The organism is Methylibium sp., assembly GCF_013817345.1.
Classification (GTDB): Bacteria; Pseudomonadota; Gammaproteobacteria; order Burkholderiales; family Burkholderiaceae_C; genus Methylibium.
Genome location: NZ_JACDCW010000031.1, coordinates 1 through 20,293, shown reverse-complemented (window position 1 = coordinate 20,293; position 20,293 = coordinate 1). Strand labels below are relative to the sequence as shown.

Genomic DNA, 20,293 nt, shown 5'->3' with positions numbered 1-20,293 from the left:
GCGGGCTTTTTCACGCCCGATCACAAGGCGAATGAACGATGGACGAACTCTTCATCGGCCTGATGTCCGGCACTTCGCTCGATGGCGCCGACGGCGTGCTCGCCGCCTTTCCCGAGGGCCGGGTGCAAGTGCTGGCACATGCGCATCGCCCGTTCGACCCGGCCCTGCGCGGCGAACTGCTGGCGCTCAACACCCCTGGCGACAACGAACTGCACCGGGCCGCTCTGGCCGCCAACGCGCTGGCGCGGGTGTACGGCGAGGTAGTGACGGCGCTGCGCGAAGCGGCGCCGGGCCGAGCAGTGCGCGCGATCGGCGCCCACGGCCAGACGGTGCGTCATCGGCCTGGCCAGTTCGACGGCACGGGCTACACGCTGCAGCTCAATGCGCCGGCGCTGCTGGCCGAGCTGACGGGCATTGCCGTCGTGGCCGATCTGCGCAGCCGCGATCTTGCCGCCGGCGGCCAGGCCGCGCCCCTCGTGCCGGCCTTCCACAACGCGCAGTTCGCGCGCAGCGGCCAGGACATCGCTGTCGCCAACATCGGCGGCATCGCCAACCTCAGCCTGCTGGGTGCCGACGGCACAGTGCGCGGCTTCGACTGCGGCCCCGGCAACGCACTGATGGACCTGTGGTGCCTTCGCCATCGCGGCGCCGCCTTCGACGACCGCGGCCGCTGGGCCGCCGAAGGCCGGGTGCTGCCGGCGTTGCTCGAAGCTGCGCTCAGCGACCCGTACTTCGCACTGTTGCCGCCGAAGAGCACCGGCCGCGATGACTTCCATGCCGACTGGCTCGACGCCCTGCTGGCCGCCGAACCATCCGCATCCGCACAGAACGTCCAAGCCACCCTGTGTGAGCTGACAGCGCGCACGGTGGCGGACGATGTACGTCGGCATCTGCCCCGAGCGCGCGAGCTGCTGGTCTGCGGCGGGGGCGCGCTCAACGACGAACTGATGCGCCGCCTGGCGCAGGCGCTGCCTGGATCGCTCATCGAGTCGACCGCCTCGCGCGGCCTGGCGCCCCTGCATGTGGAAGCCGCTGCCTTTGCCTGGCTGGCGCGCGCCCATCTGCGCGGTGAGCCCGGCAATCTGAGCGCGGTGACGGGTGCTCATGGCCCGCGCTTGTTGGGCGCGTTGTATCCGGCCTGACCGGCGCGGCGCCGTCGCTCCAAAAACAAAGCCGCCCGCAGGCGGCTTTTGTCAGGGCTTCAGCCTCGGCGCTTTGCGCCAGGGGCCGAGCCCGATCAAGCAAACGTATTCCTAGGCCGAGAAGCTCGAACCACAACCGCAGGTGCTGGTCGCGTTCGGGTTCTTGATCACGAACTGCGCACCTTCCAGATCTTCCTTGTAGTCGATCTCCGCACCGGCCAGATACTGCAGGCTCATGGCGTCGATCAACAGCATCACGCCGTTCTTTTCCATCTTCGTGTCGTCGTCGTTGACGATCTCGTCGAAGGTAAAACCGTACTGAAAGCCCGAGCAGCCGCCGCCCTGCACAAACACGCGCAGCTTCAGTTCGGGGTTGCCTTCCTCGTCGACCAGCTGCTTAACCTTGCCGGCGGCGCTGTCGGTGAAGACGATCGGAACGGGCGGCAATTCGGTGGCAATGTTCTCTGCAACGGCACTCATCATGTCTCCTTCGTTTGGCGGTCGCCCGCCACGCTGCTATTGTGGCCCAGGGCGGACAACCCGGGGGCCGGTGCCAGTTTGACCACAGCAGGCTTGTCCTCGGCGGCCTGTGGGCGCAATTCGCCGTGCACCTGCGCGCCCTGGTGCATCTCGAGGCGCGCGTAGCGCACATTGCCTTCGATGCGTGCCTTGGGCTGAAGTTCGAGCAGCTCGCTTGAATCGACCGGGCCGCGCACTTCGCCGTTGACGATTACATGGCCGGCCTTGACCCGGCCGGTGATCGAGGCCTTCTCGCCGATCACGAGCAGGTTCGGCTCGTCGCCGATCGCGATCACGTTGCCGACCACGCGACCGTCGATGCGCAGGCCCTCGCTGTAGCGGATTTCTCCCTCCAGCACCGTGCCCTCGCCGATGAGGGTGCGAATGGGCGGTTGCTTGCGTGTTCCGAACATCTTGTCTTCTCTCCAATATAGGTGCGGGCAGCCGGGCGCTGCTCAAAGATGGATGTCCTGGCTGGCGCGCACGCCGCCCTGTCCATCGACGACCTTGACATGCACGGTCTGCACCACCGCCGGTCCGGGAAAGTCCAGCACGCCGTCGACACGCTGGTACTGGCGGAACTGCAGCGGCCGCCCTGCTCCCTTGACCGCCTGCGTCCACGCCTTACCGTCCATCTGTCCGCGCAGGCTCAACTCGTAGCGGCCCTTGAATTCGCTAGGCGACTTGCCCTTTTGCATGACCAGCAACTGGAAACGCAATTGGCCGGCGCCGACCACCTCGGCCTGCGCGCCGCGCACCACCAGGCTTCCCTTGCCGGTGGGCAGCAACCGCTCGAAGAAACCCAGATCGCCCTTGAGCGCCAGGTTCTCGGCCTCGAGCGAGCGCACCTGATCGGCCAGGCGCTCCAGGCTTGTGCGCTCGGCCATCAAAAGGCTCTCGGCCGTATTGGCGATGCTCTGAGCCTTGTCGCGCTCGCTGCGCAATTGCTCGATCTCGCTGCCAAGCACCGAGGAGGCGACCGGCGTGCCGCGATCAAGCCCCGCAATGCCCTTGCCGAACTCGAAGGCCCACAGCGCGAGCGCAGCAGAAAAGCCTAGAACCAACGCAGCCATCGCCCAACGCAGCGGCCACGGTGCGTGGCTGCGCACGATCATGCGCGGAGCACTGATCGAGAGGCGGCGACGCAAGAGCTTCCAGCGCATACGGATTCGTGAAATGGATGTTCCATTCTAGGAACCACCCGTCCGCGGCAAGCGTGAATGTGCAACGGGAACCCGGTGCAAACCTGGAAAAGAAAATGCCGCCCGAAGGCGGCATTTGTTCTCGCGAAACGGTCTGCGAGGCTCAGCGCTTGCTGAACTGCTTGCGGCGGCGTGCGCCGTGCAGGCCGACCTTCTTGCGCTCGACTTCGCGCGCATCGCGCGTCACGAAACCGGCCCGGCTGAGCTCGGGCTTCAGGGCCGCATCGAAGTCGATGAGCGCACGCGTCACGCCGTGACGCACTGCGCCGGCCTGACCCGATTCGCCGCCGCCGTGAACGTTGACCTTGATGTCGAAGGCTTCGACGTTGTTGGTCAAGAACAGCGGCTGCTTGACGATCATGATCGAGGTCTGGCGGCCGAAGTACTGCTCGACCGTCTTGCCGTTGACCATGATCTGGCCGGTGCCCTTCTTCATGAACACCCGCGCCACCGAAGACTTTCGGCGGCCGGTACCGTAATTCCAATTGCCAATCATCGCCGCTCCTAAAGAACCAGCGCCTTGGGCTGCTGGGCGGTGTGCGGATGCGTAGCGCCGCCGTACACCTTCAACTTCTTGATCATCGCGTAGCCCAGAGGACCCTTCGGGAGCATGCCTTTGACGGCCTTTTCCAAAGCGCGGCCGGGGTGCTTGGCCTGCATGTCCTTGAACTTCGTCGCGTAGATGCCCCCCGGATAGCCCGAGTGGCGGTAGTAGATCTTGTCGTTGGCCTTGTTGCCCGTGACACGGAGCTTTTCGGCGTTGACGATGACGATGAAATCGCCGGTATCGACGTGAGGCGTGTAGATCGGCTTGTGCTTGCCACGCAATCGGAGGGCCACTTCGCTGGCAACCCTTCCGAGGACCTTGTCGGTCGCGTCAATCACAAACCACTCATGCGTCACTTCGGCCGGTTTGGCGCTGAAGGTTTTCATGACTATCCTGAGTGGAAACTCGGTTCGACAATCACTGCGGTCGGTGCCTCTTGTGGAGCCCGACCCGCGCGCATCGCTCGGGTCGGGCCGTGAGGCCTCTTAGGCAGTGCACCAGGCCGGTGAACCGACTGGCGATTTTCCGGAACCGAAGGCGGAAAACCGCAGAGTATAAGCCACCCCTCATCGAGCACTCGAGAGGCCGCACTCCCAGAGACCGTGCGGCTGTAACCACCGCTGGAGGCTGTCACCGAGAATTACGGGTAAACCCTTAAACTCGCTCCATGCCCTCTTCGATTGATCTTCCCGGTTCTTTTCCAGCGAGCGAGGGGCCGTCGTCCTCACGTCCTGAAGCTGCGCGAGCGACCTTGCGCTGGGTGCCGATCCGCTCGCTCGGCTTGCGGCACCGCGAGCGCATCAAGGTTCATCTGCAGGCACTGGCCACGCCTGACCGCTACTTGCGCTTCGGTCACGCGGCAAGCGACGTGCAAATTGCGAAGTACGTCGACGGCATCGACTTCGCGCGCGACGAAGTCTTCGGTATCTTCAACCGCCGGCTCGAACTGATCGCCATGGCGCATCTCGCCTACGAGCCCCGTCAGCAGCTCACCACCCGACCAGCGATGGTCGAGTTCGGCGTCTCGGTGCTCCAGGCAGCGCGCGGCCGGGGTTACGGCGCCCGGCTGTTCGAGCATGCGGTGATGCACGCTCGCAACCGCGGCACCGACACGCTCTTCATCCACGCCCTCAGCGAGAACACGGCGATGCTCAAGATCGCGCGACGGGCGGGCGCAAGGGTCGAGCGCGACGGCAGCGAGTCGCAAGCCTGGCTCAAGCTGCCACCCGACACGCTGGCAAGCCAGTTCGAGCAACTGGTCGACACGCAGGCCGCCGAGTTCAACTACCGCTTCAAGCAGCAGGCGATCCGGCTCGAACACCTGATCGATGCAGTGCGCCAGCTCAAGGCACAGCTCGCCAAGTCAGGCGGCGTGGGCTCGCAGTGAGCGCACACCGCGCATAGCCGGCCCCTATTGAGGGGGTGCTGATGCGCCGGCCTGTGGCTAGCATGCCTCTCGCATTTGCGGCGCTCGTTGCGCCGGTGTGGACCACGGCGGGCTTCATTCATGACGGGTTTCGACGGCTTCATCCTGCTGCTCGTCGGCGTGGCGAGCTTCGCCGCGTTTGCCCTGGGACGGTGGTCGAGCCGCCGCGACCGGCACAGCCCGCTGCCGAAGGAATGGGCCCTGATGGCACGCCCGGTCCTCAACAGCGGCGAACGACGCACTTTGCGTGTGCTGCGCGAAGCCATGCCGCAGTGCATCGTGCTGGCCAAGTTGCCCTTGGTGCGTCTGTGCCACCCCCGCGATCCGGAGCGCCTGCGCTACTGGTACGAGCTGCTCGGTCCGCTGCATGTGAGCTTCGCGGTGTGCAGTGCGAACGGCCGCGTGCTTGCGGTGGTCGACATCGAAAACGGACGTTCCCGCTCGCGGCGCGTCGCCGCGATCAAGCAGGCGGTGATGGAAGCCTGCCGCATCCGCTACCTTTCCTGCCTGGCGGAGAACCTGCCGCCGGTGAGCGAGCTGCTGCTGCTTTTGCCTCAGCAAGGCGCGCTGTCGCGTCCCATCCCCCTGACGCCCGCGCCGAACTTTCGGGAGGCCAGCAGCACGCTCTCCGACACCGTGCGCTCGCGCCGGGCGGAGCGCAGCACGCGCTGGGCCGATTCAGGGTTCCCGCAGGATTCGTTTTTCGCGCCTGACAGCCGATTCGATGCCGCGGCGGCCGATCTGTCGCCTTCTGGCCGCGATTCAAGCGCCTCCAGCCGACCGAGCAGTACGCAGACTCGCTCCCTGTAGGACCGCGCTCTTCAGGTCTTTACTGCGCCCGGCGCGCCTGCGCGCAGCGGTCGCCGAGCAGGCGCGTGAGAGCATCGCGGCATGACAGACGCCGCATCGAGCCAGCCCTTCACCGACCTCACACCGCATGCGGTTCTCGATGCCCTGGCGCTGACCGGCCTGCACGGCGATGGCCGGCTGCTGCAGCTCAACTCGTACGAGAACCGCGTGTTCCAGGTCGGCCTGGAGGACGGCGGATTCGTGGTGGCCAAGTTCTACAGGCCGGGCCGGTGGAGCGATGCGCAAATCCTCGAGGAGCACAGCTTCGCGCTTGAACTGGCCGCCGCCGAGGTTCCGGCCGTGGCGCCGCTGGTGCTGCAGGCCGAATCACCGGCCCAGAGCTTGCGTTGTCTCGGCACCCCGGCCACGCTGGCCGTGCTCGGCCGCACGCGCTTCGCGGTGTCGCCACGGCGCGCCGGACGGGCGCCCGAGCTCGACGACCCCGAGACGCTCGAATGGATCGGCCGCTTCATCGGCCGCCTGCACACGGTCGGCAGCCAGTGCCCCTTCACGCACCGGCGCACTATCGATGCGGCCACCCTCGGCTGGGCGCCGCGCGAGTGGCTGCTCGAGCAGGGCACGGTCAGCCCCGGCGAGCGAGCGGCCTGGGCCGACGTGTCGCAGCGAGCCCTGCAGATCGCCGAGCGGCGCTTGCGCGACGTGGACGGCCTGCACATGCTGCGGCTGCATGGCGACTGCCACCCGGGCAACCTGCTGTGGACGCCCGAGGGGCCGCATTTCGTGGACCTCGACGATGCGGCGATGGGGCCAGCCATCCAGGACCTGTGGATGCTGCTGCCCGGCGACGCACGCGCTTCCGGCGCCGCGCTGGCGAGCCTGCTCGAAGGCTACGAAACTTTCTGCCGCTTCGATCGCCGCGAAATCGCACTCATCGAGCCGCTGCGCACGTTGCGCATGCTGCACCACAGCGCCTGGCTGGCGCAGCGCTGGGACGATCCGGCTTTTCCCGCCGCGTTTTCCTGGTTCGGCACCGACAACTACTGGTCGCAGCAGATCGCGCAGTTGCGCGAGCAGGTCGAGGCCATGGCCTGACGTTACGCGGCCGGACGCGGCAGCCGTTTGCACTAGCCAAGGCACACGCGAGCCGAAGCATGGCCCTGCAGCGCACGCGTCCGCTCCGGAGCCGCGCTGCTCGTCAACTCACCAACAGGCTGTTGATCCTCCGCACGTAGGCGGCCGGGTCGTCGAGGTGCCCGCCTTCGGCCAGCACCGCCTGGTCGAACAGCACCTGGGCCAGATCGTCGAAGTGCTCGCTGCCGTCCAGGCGCTTGACCAGCGCATGCTCGGTGTTGATCTCGAGGATGGGGCGGCCCGCCGGCGCGTCCTGCCCCGACTGCTTGAGCAGCCGCGCTAAGTGGCCGCTCATGTCACCCTCTTCCACCACCAGACAGGCCGGCGACTCGACCAGGCGGGTGGTGACGCGCACGTCCTTGGCCTTGTCCTTGAGCGCTTCCTTGAGCTTTTCGAGCACCGGCTTGAAGACTTCGGCCGCCGCGCCGGCCTGTTGCTTCTCGGCCTCGTCCTGCAGCGCGCCGAGATCGACGGCGCCCTTGGCGACGCTGCGCAGCGGCTTGCCCTCGAACTCGTACAGGTGGGCCAGCATCCACTCGTCGACGCGGTCGGTGAGCAGGAGCACCTCGATGCCCTTCTTGCGGAAGATCTCGAGCTGCGGGCTGTGGCGCGCGGCGGCGGGCGTGTCGGCGGTGACGTAGTAGACCGCGTCCTGGCCTTCCTTCATGCGCGCCACGTAGTCAGCAAAGCTCACGCCCTCTTCGGCTTCCGTCGACGCAAAGCGCAACAGCTTGGCTAGGCGCTCCTGGTTGGCGTGGTCTTCGCCGACGCCCTCCTTGAGCACGGCGCCGAACTCGCGCCAGAAGTTCGCGTACTGCTCCTTCTTGCCGGCGTCCTCGCTGTTCGCCAGGTCTTCGATCATGCCGAGCACGCGCTTGGTCGAGCCTTCGCGGATCGCCTTGACGTCGCGGCTTTCCTGCAGCAGTTCGCGCGAGACATTGAGCGGCAGGTCGCCCGAGTCGATCACGCCCTTGACGAAGCGCAGGTAGGTCGGCATGAGCGCCTCGGCGTCGTCCATGATGAAGACGCGCTTGACGTAGAGCTTCACGCCGCCGCGCTTGTCGCGGTTCCAAAGGTCCACTGGCGCCTTGGCTGGCAGGAACAGTAGCTGCGTGTATTCGCTGCGGCCTTCGACCCGGTTGTGGGTGTAGGCCAGCGGCGGTGTGCTGTCATGGCTGATCAGCTCGTAGAAAGACTTGTATTCGGCGTCGGTGATGTCGCTCTTGGCACGCGACCACAACGCTGCGGCCTTGTTGACCGTCTCCCAGTCGTCCTTGACGACATATTCGCCCTTTTCGGTGTCCCACTCCTGCTTGCGCATGAGGATCGGCAGCGAGATGTGATCCGAGTACTTGCCGATGGTGGACTTGAGCTTCCAGTGCGTGAGGAACTCGTCCTCGCCTTCGCGCAGGTGCAGGGTCACGGCCGTGCCGCGCTCGGCCCGCGTGATGGTCTCGACTTCGAAGTCGCCGGTACCTGCGCTGGCCCAGCGCACGCCTTCTTCGGGCGGCAGGCCAGCTCGGCGCGACTCGACGCTGATGCGGTCGGCCACGATGTAGCCGCTGTAGAAACCCACGCCGAACTGGCCGATCATCTGCGCGTCTCGCGCCTGCTCACCGGAGAGCTTGCCCACGAACTCGCGCGTGCCGCTCTTGGCGATAGTGCCCAGGTTGGCGATGGCCTCGACTTCGGACAAGCCGATGCCGTTGTCGGTGATGGTGATGGTGCGGGCGGTTGCATCGAAGCTCACGCGCACTTCGAGCGTGGGCGCGTCCTCGTAAAGCGCGGCGTCGTTCAAGGCCTCGAAACGCAGCTTGTCGCAAGCGTCGGAGGCGTTGGAGATCAGCTCGCGAAGGAAAATTTCCTTGTTCGAATACAGGGAGTGGGTCACCAGGTGCAGCAGCTGCTGCACCTCGGCCTGGAAAGACAGGATCTGCTTGGTCATGACGGCGACAAGGTTGCGTAGCGACGAGTGAGGTTCGGCAAGGGGCGAGCACCGCCCCCGCGCAATGGCATTGTGCGGTCGCAGGCGCCGGTTTCAAGGCCGCGGATGTGCAGCCGGCGCGGGCGCGGTCGGTGCGCCGCCGCCGCTTGGTGCGGAACCGAACAGGTGCGCTCAGGATGCGTGTTCCACTCCTGCGATGGCGGCCGTGACGGCGGCCGTGACATCGCCCCCGAATGCCAACATGAAAAGACGAACCGTGTGGATCATCCTGTCGAGTGTGATCGCGACGCTGGTCGTGGTCTTCCTAGCGCTCAACCTGAGTGCCGGTGAAAAGCACATCGATGAAAAGCTCGAGCGCCTCTACGCCACCGACTCGCCGCAGTTCCGCCGCTCCATGGACGCGCTGCTCGGCCCGCCGTTCGTGGAGGGCAACCGAACGCAGGTGCTGGTCAACGGCGACGAGATCTTCCCGGCCATGCTGGAGGCGATCCGCGCCGCACGCCACAGCGTCACGTTCGAGACCTACATCTACTGGTCCGGCACGATCGGTCGCGAGTTTGCCGAAGCGCTGACCGAGCGAGCCCGCGCCGGCGTGAAAGTGCACGTGCTGCTCGACTGGATCGGCAGCGTCAAGATGGAAGACGGCTTCATCGACGAACTCGAGCGTGCCGGCGTGGAGGTCGAGCGCTACCACGAGCCGCACTGGAGCAACTTCGGCCGTCTCAACAACCGGACGCACCGCAAGCTGCTGGTTGTCGACGGCACGGTCGCTTTTACCGGTGGCGTCGGCATTGCGGACCAGTGGCGCGGGAACGCGCAGGACGGCGAGCACTGGCGCGACACGCATTTCCGCATCGAAGGCCCGGTAGTCGCGCAGATCCAGGCCGTGTTCATGGACAACTGGATCAAATCGACCGGCAACGTCCTGCATGGCGAGCTCTACTTTCCGGCGCTGCAGCCGCGCGGCGATCAGCCCGCACAGATGTTCAGCAGTTCGCCGACCGGCGGCAGCGAAAGCATGCGGCTGATGTACTTGATGGCGATCACGGCGGCCAAGCGCAACATCCATCTGTCGGCTTCCTACTTCGTGCCCGACGATCTGGCGATCCGCGCGCTCGCCGCGGCGGCGCGGCGCGGCGTGAAGGTGCAGATCATCCTGCCGGGCAAGGAGATCGACGCCGAGATCGTGCGCCGCGCCTCGCGCTCGCGCTGGGGCGAGTTGCTCGAGGCGGGCGTGCAGATCGGCGAATACCAGGACACCATGTTCCACTGCAAGGTGCTCGTGGTGGACGCGCTGCTCGTCTCCGTGGGCTCGACCAACTTCGACAACCGCTCGCTCAGTCTGAACGACGAGGCCAACCTGAACGTACTGCATGCCGGCTTCGCCGCGCGGCAGATCGAGATCTTCGAGCAGGACTTGCGGCGCACCCGGCCCGTCACGCTCGAAGCTTGGCAGCAGCGGCCGTGGCAGGAAAAGCTGATGGAACAAATGGCATCTTTGCTGGGGTCGCAACTGTAGGCGGATGCACGGCCGCGTTTCAGCTCGCGGGTGTGCCTCGGCTACCGCAACGACTGCCGCACCCAACCGCGCAGGCGAGGCCTCAACCCAGCAGCGAGGCGATCACCTTCAGCGCCACGTCGATGTTGTAAGGCTTGCGCAGGAAGCTGTCGTATTGATCGAAACGTGAGCGCACGGCGTCTTCGGTCAGGCTGCTGTTCATCAGGATCTTGATGTGCTGGGTCTGCGGGTCACCGCGCAGCGCCGTGCCCATTTCGGCGCCGTTCATGAGGGGCATCATGAAGTCGAGCACCACCAGGTCGGGGCGAACCTCGGCGATGCGCTGCAGGCCCTGACGGCCATTTGCAGCACAGAACACGCGGTAACCCTCGTCCTCGAGGATCAGGCTCAGAACCTCCGCGTTGGCGAGTTCGTCATCGACGACCAGGATGGTCTTCACAGGCTACCTATGCCGGGTCTGTATTGCCGCGGGAAGACGAGGGCACGAAGGGGATTCCAGGCTGCTCGACGGGCTCCGCGGACGGAATGACGTCACCGCTCGAAGCGTGAATTCCGGCAATCTTCATGCCTGCATCGCCGATCTGCATCGCATGCACGCCGACACTGAAGTCGCTGTCGCGCATCTTCGTGATGCTCATCAGCCGGGTGACCCGGCCTCGCACTTCGGCGAAGCGGATGAAGATCAGGTTGTCCACGAAGCCCGAGACCCCGTAAGGCGCACTGACCGTGCTGCCCACCACGTCGCGCGTTTCCAGGGTCATGAGCACCGTGACGCCGCGCCGGCGCAGTTCGTTGACCAGGCAGGAGAAGAAACGGTTGCTGCGCTCGGGATGGGTTGCCGCCTCGAAGAAACCCGAGAGACCATCGATCACCAACCGCCGCACGCGCCGGCGGTCGACTTCGTCGAGCAGCCGGTGGCCCAGCTCGTCGAGGACGTGTTCGCCCTGCGAGTGCCACAGGAGCTCGAGCGCGCCGCTGCTCTCCAGCGCCTCGATGTCGCAACCCAGCGCTTGGGCCTTGGCCCGCACGCGCGCCGGCGACTCGAAGAAACCCATCAAGAGTCCGGGCTCGTCGGCACTGGAGCGCGAGAGGAACTGCACCCCTAACGTCGTCTTGCCTGTGCCGGTCGAGCCGATCACGACCGTGGCGCTGGCCACCGGCAGGCCGCCGCAGCCGATCAGCGCATCGAGCGATGCCACGCCGGTGGACAGGGCCGCGCCGGCGGCGGCACTGGCGGGCGGTGCAGTGAACAGCGCTTCGATGCGGGGGAACACGCGCAGGCCGTCGTCGGTGATGCGGAAGGAATGCTTGCCGCGCAGCGAGCTGGCCCCGCGGAACTTGCGCACCTGCAGGAAACGCTCGGAGCGCGCGTCGAACAGGCGTTCTTCCAGTTCAAGCAGGCCGTCGACCATGGTGTGCTCGGCATTCACGCGCAGCGGGCTCCCGCCGCTGGTGAGCAGGAACACGGTGCAGCCGTGAAAGACCGCGCTGGTCTGCATCTCGTGGATGAATTTCTTGAGCTCGCTGTCGGTGTGAGCCGCCTCCGCCGCGGCCACCAGGCCATCGAGCACCAGCACGCTGACGTTGCGCGCCCGCATCTCGCGGCGCAGCACATCCATCAGGCCCTTGAGGCCGTCGGCCTCGAGGTTGTTGAAGGCGCTGATGTACGAAAGGCGGTCGGCGAGCACCGACTCGTCGAAGAAGGTGAAGGGCCGGATGTGCTGGAGCATGCGCGAATGCGATTCCGCCAGCAGCGTCACATACACCGCCCGGCCCCCCGCGGCTACGTGCCGGTAGCACAGCTGGTTGGCGAAGACCGTCTTGCCGCTGCCCGGCACGCCTTGCACGATATACACGCCCGATTTGAAAAAGCCGCCGCCGAGCACGGTGTCGAGCCCATCGACGCCACTCGGCAGCCGTTCGAGGTTCGAAGCCGTGTTGTTGGCAGCGTTCATTGGTGCCCCCTCGGCGCTGCGCGCCGTCCCGCCGAGCGGGAATTCGCCCTCGGCAAAACCTGCAAACTCATAAGGCAACCTCCGCGCTGCGCGCCGCGGTATTCGCCTTGGGAACGGCCCGGCGGCTCATGACGCTTGCTCTGATCGGTTCGACATGGGAATCCTCAAGGTGAATTCGCAACCGGCCTGCGGCTGGCTGCGCACGGCGATGCTCCCGCCCAAAACCTCCACGAGTTTACGTACGATCCACAGGCCCAGACCGGTGCCGGTGCCGCGTTCGGAGCGCCGCGCGACACCGAACTTGGCGAAGATGCGCTCCTGGTCTTCGGGCGCGATGCCGCGGCCGTCGTCGGCCACGACCAGCTCGGCGCTGTCGTCCGGGAGGCAGCGCAGCTCCAGGCGGACCGTGCTGCACGCAGCATGCTTGAAGGCGTTGAGCAGCAGGTTGTCGAGCACTTGTTCGAGCACCAGCGCATCGGTCACCGCATCGCAGCGCTTTGGTGCGGTCACTTCGACCGCAACGCCGCGGAACTGCGCCTCCGGCGCCAGCCCCTCGGCGATCGAACGGACGAGGGCACTCAGGTCGACGGGCTGCAGCTTCAGCGGGTAGGCGTCGGCATGGACTCTCACCAGATCGAGCAGCACGGTCACGCGGTCGGCATAGCGATCGAGCGTGGCCTGCGCCTTGGCGATGCGCTGGGCCGTGTCGGCCGGCTGCCCGGACTCTGCCGTGGCGCGGGCCAGCGCGAGTTGGAGGGTCAGTGCATGCAGCGGATTGCGCAGTTCATGCGCCGCCATCGCCAGCAGGTCGTCGCGCTCCTGCACTTCCCGGCTCAGGCGCTGGGCAAGCGCCTCCAGGCTTTCGTCGGCAGTGCCGCGAACGGCGGGCGCAGAGGGTTGATTCGTCACGGCAGCGGGGCGGCAAGGCGGCAGTGTAGGGGGTTGCCGCGCACGCACCGACAAAGGCGCGGTGACCGGGTCCGGCAGTGCCTTCGTTTCCGCGCGGCGCTGCGGGTCGGCATACAGCCGGGCCGACATGGCGCGCCGGCCTCAAGGCGCTCAGCCCTGCCGACTCGGCGCCGCCTGGAGTCGATCGTGCGCCTGCCGCACGGCGACCTCGATGGACCGCATTGCGGCCGGGTCGTGAAAACCGACAAGCGCCTCGAACTGCCTCGCCAGCAAGGCCGCCTGCTCGAGACAGGCGCTGCGCAAGGACCCGGCCAGCGCCGTGATGGGCGCGGGTGTAGTAGGTGCCAGGGGAGGCGACGAAGCGCAGTGCATCGTTACAGGAGGCTCCGTACGCGCGGCCGTTCGCCGCCCGGGCGGGCCGGCCGCGACTGGCTCACCGCTTGCCCGCGGACGCGGGGAAAGCGCTCGACCAGCCGAGCAGCGGCGCGAGCCAGCGGGGCCGCCAGCTCAGCGTGAAGGCCACCGCCAGCGCCGAAGCAACGAGCGCCATCACCCACACCAGCGCGGCCATGGTCGCGTGGTCGGCGCGCAGGCACAGCGACAGCGAAGCCGCCAGCGCCACCATGCCCAAAAGCCGCAACATGCGCTGCAAGCCACGCGACAAGGGCTGCTCGCCACGCACCTGGTGCCAGTGCACCTCCATCGCCAGCGCCAGCCAGGCAATGCCGAGCAGGCCGCTCAGCAGCGCGCCCGCCAGCAGCAGCGCCTGCGTCAGCGCCTCAGGCATGGCGCGCACCTCCGGGCCGCGCCGGCGACGCAGCGGGCAGCCTGGCCGTCGCACCGGCCGGCAGAACACGCCCGGGCAAGGCGTCGTCGTCGGTCTCGTCCGCCTCGTTCTTCTGGCGCGCAGGTGCGGCACCGCCGGTGCTCGTCTCGCGGCGCTCGAGCTTGCGCGCCGCCAGCACCGCGATCCCGGCACAGACCAGCAGCGACAGGTCCACCCCCGCCACGGGCCAGTAGCCGGCGCGCAGTGTTTCGAGCAGATGGTCGCCTGTCGTGGCCCAGTTCAGGAGCACGGCGCCCACCGCCAGGCCTGCGATGGCCCAGCACTGTTCGCGCCAGGCCGGCGCAATTCGCGCACGCAGCACCGGCGCCGTGCGCCAGAAGGCGTGCGCCATCGCCAGCGCCCAGGCGGCCCAGAAGGCGGACTCCTCCCAGTCGCCCCGCGCAGGCAGATGGGTGGGCAGCAGGCGGTTGACGACGAGGATGGCGATCGCCGCGATCACCATGCCGGTGACGGTGGTCACCGCCAGCGCGTCGACCACCCGGCTGCCGGCCACCCCCTTGGCCGCATGCTGCTTCTTGCGCTTCTCGACGAAGAAGACGAAGCCCGTGGCGATGCACACGCAGCCCGCCAGCCCCCCCAGCACGTACAGCCAGCGCAGCAGCCAGTGGCGGAAGTGCTGCAGGTGCAGCCCAGTGAGGAACTCGTTGACGCTGCTCAGCGCGGTGGGCGCCGGGTCTTCGCGGAGCACCTTGCCGGTGGACGCCTGGAAGTGCACGCCCTGCCCGACCCGCGCCACCTGGTCGCTGCCGGCGCGGAAGATCGAAACGTAGCCGTTGCGGTCACCGACATGCGTGAGGGTGAGGAAGCCCACCTCGCCCGGCATGCCGCGCGCGTCCCAGCGGCGTTTGGCCTGCGCGACCATGGCATCGACCGAGGCGATCGGCGCGGCCTCGCCGGCGCGCTCGTGCGGCAGCCCGGTGCGCGCGGCCTCGGCGATTTCGTGCGCATCGTGCAGCGGCTTCAGCAGGGTGTTTTCCAGCGGCAGGTAGATGCCGGCGAAGATCACGAGCCCCGTGAAGGCGAAGAAGAAGTGAAAGGGCAACGCCACCACGCCGGTCAGGTTGTGCAGGTCGAGCGCGCTGCGCTGCACGTGCTTGCGCGGCCGGAAGGTGAAGAACTCGCGGAACACCTTGCGGTGCATCACCACGCCGCTCACCAGCGCCGCCAGCATCACCAGCGCCGCCACGCCGACGATCCAGTAGCCCAGGTTCAGCCAGTGCAGGTGCAGGCTGTAGTGCATGGGATAGAAGAACTCGCTGCCGATCTTGAGGCGGTCGCTGGGCAGCAGCGCGCCGGTGCGCGGGTCGATGGTGACCTCGCCGTGGATGTGGTTGTGGGCGTCCGGGTCCTTGGCGAGCGGGATGCCGAAGCCCGCCCCCATGCGCAGCACCGGGTCGCGGTGCGTGGTGTAGGCCCAGAACTCGTCGGCCGGCAGTTCGAGCCGCGGCGTCATCGGCCCCTTGGCGGGGTCGTGCAGGCGCGGCATGTTGGCCGCGTAGTCCTCCTCGTCGGGCTGCACCTGCCGCAGCAGGGGCAGCAGCATTTGGTCGAACGAGGGCATGGGCTGCGGCGCGAAGCGCGACTCGGGGATCGCCCAACGGTCGATCTCGCGGTCGAAGACCGAGAGCGACCCGAAAAAGAAGCAGGCCATCAACACGTAGCCGAGCACGAGGCCGAACCAGGTGTGCAGCCAGGCCATGGAGAGGCGGAAGGAGGAGAACATAGCAAGAGCTCCGGACGGATCAAGCCAAGGCGCGGGACACGACCCACGACAGCGCGGTCATCGAAGCCCCGCCGCCCGCGAGCACCAGCCACACCCGCACGACGCTGGCGGCCGCGAAGGCCCACAGGAACAGACCCAGGAAAACAAGGAACGCCAGGAGGAACAGCAGGGTCTGCGCCTCGTGGTAAGGCATGCCGGCGGCCACCCCCAGCGAGATGCCGAGGGCCACGAAGCCCCAGGTGAAGAGCCAGCCGCCGAGCAGGCTGGCGGCGATGCGAGAGACGACCCGGGGCGGGGCAAGAGTGGCAGCAACCATGGGTCTATTCGAGCGGGTGTGCTGGGTAGCAGGGGTTCAGTGAAGCAAGAAGATCAGCGCCGCTGGTGCGGGGCGCCGAGCGCCCGAACGCCCCACTCCCCACTTCACGCCTAAAACGCCGCGACTGACTTAATGCGACTCCTTCTCGGCTACTTTCACACCCAGTCGGCCGCTCGGGGCGCAATCCAGTCATGTGCGCTCCGGCGGCGCAGCCGGCAGTCCGTTTCGTGCGTGCCGCACGGCGCTCTCGATCGACCGCATGGCCGCCGGGTCCCGCGGGCCGACGAGGCCACACAGCAGCGCCAGCGGCTCCTGCGCGTGCCGCAGGCAGGCGCTTCGCCACGCCCAGGGCAGCGCATCGTCCTGCGCCGTGCGAAGCAGCGTGTTCAACAGGCGCAGCTGCACGGCGACCGGGGAGGCGAGGCCACGGCGGGCGATGCGCCGGCCGATGTGCAGGTACAGGCGCAGATGGTCGGTGGCGCGCACCGCTAGGCCGCAGCGGATCCGCATCTGCAGGCGCTGCCATAGGTCCAGCAGCGCGGCGGCCTCGGTGTCTACGTCGGCGAGGGAAGGCAGCGTGTCGCCGGTGTGGATCGATGAAGCGGTCAGCATAAAAAAGGTCTCCGGGCGAGAGCATGGGTCCGCCGTAGCAGCGGATCAGAAGCGGTAGGTGGCGGTCAGCGTCGCGGTGCGCCCGGCGCCGTAGAAACAGTCGCCGCGCGGCAGACAGGTGCTCACGTAGGTTTCGTCGCCCAGGTTTTGCAGGTTGAGCGCGTAGCGCCACTGCGGGCTGTCCCAGGCCAGCAGCGCGTCGGTCAGGGTGACCGAGGGCGTCTGCGGGGCCGTCTTGTCGGTGAAGGCGCTGAAGCTGCGCACGCCCAGACCCACCGAGAAGCCCGGCACGCCGAACAGGCTGAAGCGCTGCTTGCCCCATACGGCAGCCTGGTGGTGCGGCAGGCCGTCGAGTGCCTCGTCGTTGTCGAGGTAGTTGTAGTGCGCGCTCAACTCGAAGGCCGGGCCGATGCGGCCCAGCACTTCGAGCTCCAGACCGCCGGTCTTGGTGCGGCCGAGCTGCTCCTGCGTGGTGGGCGTGACCTGCACCAGCCGGTTCTCCTCGCGCAACTCGAACACGGCGGCGGTGGCGCTGTAGTCCTTGCCCGGCGGTTCGTACTTGAGGCCGGCCTCGATCTGCTCGCCGCGCTGCGGCGTGAAGCGCCGGCCCGCCTGCGCGGCCACGGGCGTGAACGACTCGCTGTAGCTCACGTAAGGCGACCAGCCAGCGTCGAAGGCGTACATCACGCCGAGCCGGCGGGAGGTGGCGCGGTTCTTCTCGTCGTTGGCGCCTTCGAGCTCGCCGGTGGCGCGGTCGTGGCGCAGGCCGGCCACGACGATCCAGTGGTCGCCGAACTTCATCTGGTCCTGCAGGTAGACGCCGACCTGGCGCTGCCCGGTGCGCGCCACGTCTGCAAGCGGCGGGCTGTCATAGCCGTTGTAGACCGGGTCGTAGACGTCGATCGGCGGCGCGGTGCCCGGCCCCTCCCGGGCCGAGCGCCCGGTCTGCCGGAAGCGCAGCGCGTCCACGCCGACCAGTAGCTGGTGCCGCACCGGCCCCGTCTGAAGCCGACCCTCGAGGTGCTGGTCGAGCGTGGTCATCCGCACCTCGGTCAGGGTCGACTGCGCATAGCGGCCGACGATGCGCTGCGCCGGGTCGCGGTAGGAGTTGCCCGGCCGGGTGAACGAGTCGGCGTAGAGCGTGCGGTAATCGACCTCGTTGTCCGCCACGCGCAGGTTTTGCCGCACGGTCCACTGCTCGCTGAAGCGGTGCTCGAACAGCCAGCCGAGGGTCTGCCGGTCGGAGTCGTAGCGGTCGAAGCCGGGCTCGCCGATGAAACGCGAGTTCGGGATGCGGCCGTTCGGGTTGGGCGTGACGCTGCCGCTCCACGGAAAGAACTGCGCCGTGGAGCCCGAGCGGTCTTCCTGCCAGCGCGCCTGCAAGGTGAGCGAGGTGTCGGCGTTGGGACGCCAGGTCAGCGAAGGTGCGAACAGCAGCCGGTCGTCATCGATGAAGTCGACCTGCGTGTCCGACTTGCGCGCCAGCGCGACGAGGCGGTAGAGCCACTGGCCGTCTTCCGTGAGCGGGCCGGTGAAGTCGGCCTGCACCTGCCTGCGGTTGAAAGTGCCCACCTGCAGGCCGATCTCGCGCTGGGCTTCTTCCAGCGGCCGCTTGCTCACCAGGTTGACGATGCCCGCGGTGCTGCCCTGCCCGTACAGCATGGCCGAGGGCCCGCGCAGCACCTCGATGCGTTCGAGCATGTAGGGGTCGGTGCGCGTCGTGCTGGTGTAGTAGTTGAAGGTCTGGCGCAGACCGTCGAGGTAGACGTCCGGGTAGGCGCCGCGGACCAGGACGGAGTCGGTGCGCGAGTCGAGCCCGAAGGCATCGGAGCGCACGCCGGCGGCGTAGTTCAGGGCGTCCTGCAGGCCCTGCGCGCCGAGGTCCTCGATGCGCTCGCGCGTGACCACCGTCACCGACTGCGGCGTCTCGATCAGCGGCGTGTCGGATTTGGTGGCAGTCGCGGAGCGTTTGGCGCGGTAGCCGAGTGCCGGGCCGGAGGCGGTTTCGTCGTCGGCGCTGGACTTCACGCGCACCTCCGGCAGCGTTGCGGGCGCCGAGGCGGTGGCGCTCGCGGGCGGTTCGGCGGTTTGCGCCTGCGCGCCGAGCGGCAGGCAGGCAGTGGAGAGGGCTGCAGTCAGGGTAGAGAGCAGGCTGCGCTGAAAGGGGTGCACGGACATCGTGGTTCTCTGAAAGGGAAAGCGGGCAGGAAGGGAATGAAACGGCCGCCGGGCACTACCAGTGGTACGTGTCGGCGATCAGGGAAGCAAGCCACTCGGGTCGGCTGGTAATATCTTTGGTATTCCCATTGCCGGTGCATCGACCATGACCATGACCATCAAACTCGCCCCCGAGATGGAGCAGCGCTTGCGCCGACGCAGTGCCGCCCTCGGTAAACCGGCCAGCGCCCTGATCCGCGAAGCGCTGGTCGTGTACCTGGACGCCAGCGCGAAGGCCGACGCTTCGGCCTACGAACTGGGCGCGGATCTGTTCGGCCACCATGGCGGCAGCGCCGACCTCGCCGAGTCGCGCAAGGCAGGCGCCGCCGAAGCCTGGGTCGACAAGCACGCGTCGCGTCGTGGCTGAGCGCAGCGTCCGACGGACAGCGCCAAGGGCTCCGCCCGCGCCGGCACGCGCCATCGTGGACAGCGGACCGCTGATCGCGCTGTTCAATGCGGCGGACCGCTGGCACGGGCCCGTGCTGGCCTGGCTGCGCGACCACCAGCAGACCCGTCTGATCACCACTTGGCCGGTCCTCACGGAGGCGTGTGCGCTGCTGGCGCGCCGTCTGAGCAACCAGGCCGCGCTCGATTTCCTGCGCTGGATCGAACGCGGCGCGCTCGAACTCGACACGGCCCAGACGACGACCTTGGCCGATGTGCTGGGCATCAGCGAACGCTTTGCCGACCTGCCGTTCGACCTGGCCGACGCCTCCGTGGCCGAGGCCGCCGCGCGCCTGAAGATCAGTGCGGTCCTCACCATCGACACCGATTTCGACGTGTATCGGGACCGGGCCGGCCAGGCGCTTGTCAACCTGCTGCGCGGCAACGTGCCGGCTCGGCGATAGGGCGCATCGCCGCCTGTCGCCGCCGGTTGCGGGGGGGAATGACGGTAAGGGGACATGGCGGTAGACACGGCAGGAGTCCCGGAACGGCATGGCCGAGGCCGGCCGACCCCTCGCATAGCGACAAGGCGAAGCTTCACGGCGTCTGCGGCTCGGTCACGAACCCGACCTTGCTCAGCCCCGCGTTCGCGGCATCGGCCAGCGTCTCGGCCACCAGCCCGTAGGCCACGGTGTGGTCTGCGCGCAGGTGCACCTCGGGCTGCGGCTCGCGCCTGCCCTCGTCGGCGAAGCGCTGCGCGGCCTCGTCGCGGCTCACGACCGCGCCGTTCCAGAAGCGCGTGCCGGCCGCGTCGATCGCGAACTCGATCTTCTCGGCCTGGAGCACGTTGGGCTGCGAGCTCGCCTGGGGCAGTTCGAGCTTGACGGCGTGGGTGAGCAGCGGCGCGGTGACGATGAAGATCACCAGCAGCACCAGCATCACGTCGATGAGCGGGACCATGTTGATTTCGGCCATCGGTGCACCGGGAGACTTGCTGTTGTCGAAAGCGGCGAAGGCCATGGCGGTCTCGCTTCGCTTCAGGCGCGCGCCGTGGCGCCGCGGGCGGGGACGCTCGTCGCCGCCGCCGCC

General features: G+C 67.7%; 23 protein-coding genes. 7 read left to right on the top strand and 16 right to left on the bottom strand.

Annotated elements, in window-relative coordinates:
* The first annotated feature begins 38 nt into the window (after nucleotides 1–38).
* The gene (locus H0W40_RS08090; RefSeq protein ID WP_292445151.1) at nucleotides 39–1,142 is read left to right on the top strand and encodes an anhydro-N-acetylmuramic acid kinase; all 1,104 of its coding nucleotides are present in this window, start codon (nucleotides 39–41) and stop codon (nucleotides 1,140–1,142) included.
* Nucleotides 1,143–1,253: 111 nt separating this feature from the next.
* Here the strand turns inward: H0W40_RS08090 and erpA are convergent, their stop codons facing one another.
* From erpA to rplM, 5 genes are all read right to left on the bottom strand, one after another.
* A complete protein-coding gene (gene erpA / locus H0W40_RS08085; RefSeq protein WP_292445148.1) occupies nucleotides 1,254–1,622 on the bottom strand; it encodes an iron-sulfur cluster insertion protein ErpA in 369 nt (122 codons plus the stop codon).
* On the bottom strand, nucleotides 1,622–2,074 hold the full coding sequence (locus H0W40_RS08080; protein ID WP_292445145.1) for a polymer-forming cytoskeletal protein: 453 nt from the start codon (nucleotides 2,072–2,074) through the stop codon (nucleotides 1,622–1,624). The genes erpA and H0W40_RS08080 overlap by 1 nt, the downstream gene beginning before the upstream one ends.
* Nucleotides 2,075–2,116: 42 nt before the next feature.
* Nucleotides 2,117–2,824, bottom strand: a complete 708-nt coding sequence (locus H0W40_RS08075; protein WP_292445144.1) for a DUF6776 family protein — start codon at nucleotides 2,822–2,824, stop codon at nucleotides 2,117–2,119.
* A gap of 142 nt (nucleotides 2,825–2,966) precedes the next feature.
* Nucleotides 2,967–3,359: a 30S ribosomal protein S9 gene (rpsI, locus tag H0W40_RS08070; protein WP_292445142.1), complete on the bottom strand. Its 393-nt coding sequence runs from the start codon at nucleotides 3,357–3,359 to the stop codon at nucleotides 2,967–2,969.
* Between the two features lie 8 nt (nucleotides 3,360–3,367).
* Entirely contained in the window at nucleotides 3,368–3,796 is a 429-nt protein-coding gene (rplM, locus tag H0W40_RS08065; protein ID WP_292445139.1) for a 50S ribosomal protein L13, read from the bottom strand.
* A gap of 374 nt (nucleotides 3,797–4,170) precedes the next feature.
* Here rplM and H0W40_RS08060 point away from each other — a divergent pair, with 374 nt between their 5' ends.
* The 3 genes from H0W40_RS08060 (at nucleotide 4,171) to H0W40_RS08050 (ending at nucleotide 6,738) form a co-directional block, all read left to right on the top strand.
* Complete coding sequence (locus H0W40_RS08060; protein WP_367153776.1) at nucleotides 4,171–4,797, top strand: N-acetyltransferase family protein; 627 nt, start codon at nucleotides 4,171–4,173, stop codon at nucleotides 4,795–4,797.
* A 120-nt stretch (nucleotides 4,798–4,917) separates the two neighbouring features.
* A complete protein-coding gene (locus H0W40_RS08055) occupies nucleotides 4,918–5,646 on the top strand; it encodes a DUF2726 domain-containing protein (protein ID WP_292445136.1) in 729 nt (242 codons plus the stop codon).
* Between the two features lie 81 nt (nucleotides 5,647–5,727).
* Nucleotides 5,728–6,738, top strand: coding sequence for a serine/threonine protein kinase (locus tag H0W40_RS08050; protein ID WP_292445134.1), 1,011 nt, complete (start codon nucleotides 5,728–5,730; stop codon nucleotides 6,736–6,738).
* A 103-nt stretch (nucleotides 6,739–6,841) separates the two neighbouring features.
* Here the strand turns inward: H0W40_RS08050 and htpG are convergent, their stop codons facing one another.
* Nucleotides 6,842–8,722: a molecular chaperone HtpG gene (gene htpG, locus H0W40_RS08045; RefSeq protein WP_292445132.1), complete on the bottom strand. Its 1,881-nt coding sequence runs from the start codon at nucleotides 8,720–8,722 to the stop codon at nucleotides 6,842–6,844.
* Nucleotides 8,723–8,963: 241 nt separating this feature from the next.
* Here htpG and cls point away from each other — a divergent pair, with 241 nt between their 5' ends.
* Nucleotides 8,964–10,241 carry a cardiolipin synthase gene (cls, locus tag H0W40_RS08040; protein ID WP_292445130.1) on the top strand — a complete coding sequence of 426 codons (1,278 nt, stop codon included), beginning with the start codon at nucleotides 8,964–8,966 and terminating at the stop codon, nucleotides 10,239–10,241.
* Nucleotides 10,242–10,323: 82 nt separating this feature from the next.
* Here cls and H0W40_RS08035 read toward each other — a convergent pair whose 3' ends face one another.
* From H0W40_RS08035 to H0W40_RS07995, 9 genes are all read right to left on the bottom strand, one after another.
* Nucleotides 10,324–10,680, bottom strand: a complete 357-nt coding sequence (locus H0W40_RS08035) for a response regulator (protein WP_292445128.1) — start codon at nucleotides 10,678–10,680, stop codon at nucleotides 10,324–10,326.
* Nucleotides 10,681–10,687: 7 nt separating this feature from the next.
* On the bottom strand, nucleotides 10,688–12,196 hold the full coding sequence (locus tag H0W40_RS08030; protein WP_292445126.1) for an ATPase domain-containing protein: 1,509 nt from the start codon (nucleotides 12,194–12,196) through the stop codon (nucleotides 10,688–10,690).
* A 126-nt stretch (nucleotides 12,197–12,322) separates the two neighbouring features.
* Nucleotides 12,323–13,105, bottom strand: coding sequence for a HAMP domain-containing sensor histidine kinase (locus H0W40_RS08025; RefSeq protein ID WP_292445124.1), 783 nt, complete (start codon nucleotides 13,103–13,105; stop codon nucleotides 12,323–12,325).
* A gap of 150 nt (nucleotides 13,106–13,255) precedes the next feature.
* On the bottom strand, nucleotides 13,256–13,477 hold the full coding sequence (locus H0W40_RS08020) for a hypothetical protein (protein WP_292445122.1): 222 nt from the start codon (nucleotides 13,475–13,477) through the stop codon (nucleotides 13,256–13,258).
* A gap of 61 nt (nucleotides 13,478–13,538) precedes the next feature.
* Nucleotides 13,539–13,892: a DUF3325 domain-containing protein gene (locus H0W40_RS08015; protein ID WP_292445120.1), complete on the bottom strand. Its 354-nt coding sequence runs from the start codon at nucleotides 13,890–13,892 to the stop codon at nucleotides 13,539–13,541.
* Nucleotides 13,885–15,675: a PepSY domain-containing protein gene (locus tag H0W40_RS08010; RefSeq protein WP_292445118.1), complete on the bottom strand. Its 1,791-nt coding sequence runs from the start codon at nucleotides 15,673–15,675 to the stop codon at nucleotides 13,885–13,887. The genes H0W40_RS08015 and H0W40_RS08010 overlap by 8 nt, the downstream gene beginning before the upstream one ends.
* A gap of 19 nt (nucleotides 15,676–15,694) precedes the next feature.
* Nucleotides 15,695–15,991: an iron uptake protein gene (locus tag H0W40_RS08005; RefSeq protein WP_292445115.1), complete on the bottom strand. Its 297-nt coding sequence runs from the start codon at nucleotides 15,989–15,991 to the stop codon at nucleotides 15,695–15,697.
* A 189-nt stretch (nucleotides 15,992–16,180) separates the two neighbouring features.
* Nucleotides 16,181–16,603, bottom strand: coding sequence for a hypothetical protein (locus tag H0W40_RS08000; protein ID WP_292445113.1), 423 nt, complete (start codon nucleotides 16,601–16,603; stop codon nucleotides 16,181–16,183).
* 45 nt (nucleotides 16,604–16,648) lie between these two features.
* A complete protein-coding gene (locus H0W40_RS07995) occupies nucleotides 16,649–18,781 on the bottom strand; it encodes a TonB-dependent siderophore receptor (RefSeq protein ID WP_292445111.1) in 2,133 nt (710 codons plus the stop codon).
* A gap of 145 nt (nucleotides 18,782–18,926) precedes the next feature.
* Between H0W40_RS07995 and H0W40_RS07990 the strand changes: the two genes are divergently transcribed.
* Complete coding sequence (locus H0W40_RS07990) at nucleotides 18,927–19,187, top strand: hypothetical protein (RefSeq protein ID WP_292445110.1); 261 nt, start codon at nucleotides 18,927–18,929, stop codon at nucleotides 19,185–19,187.
* 112 nt (nucleotides 19,188–19,299) lie between these two features.
* On the top strand, nucleotides 19,300–19,668 hold the full coding sequence (locus tag H0W40_RS07985) for a type II toxin-antitoxin system VapC family toxin (RefSeq protein ID WP_367153775.1): 369 nt from the start codon (nucleotides 19,300–19,302) through the stop codon (nucleotides 19,666–19,668).
* 133 nt (nucleotides 19,669–19,801) lie between these two features.
* Here the strand turns inward: H0W40_RS07985 and H0W40_RS07980 are convergent.
* On the bottom strand, nucleotides 19,802–20,293 hold a 492-nt coding region (locus H0W40_RS07980), incomplete at its 5' end, for an ExbD/TolR family protein (protein ID WP_367153773.1).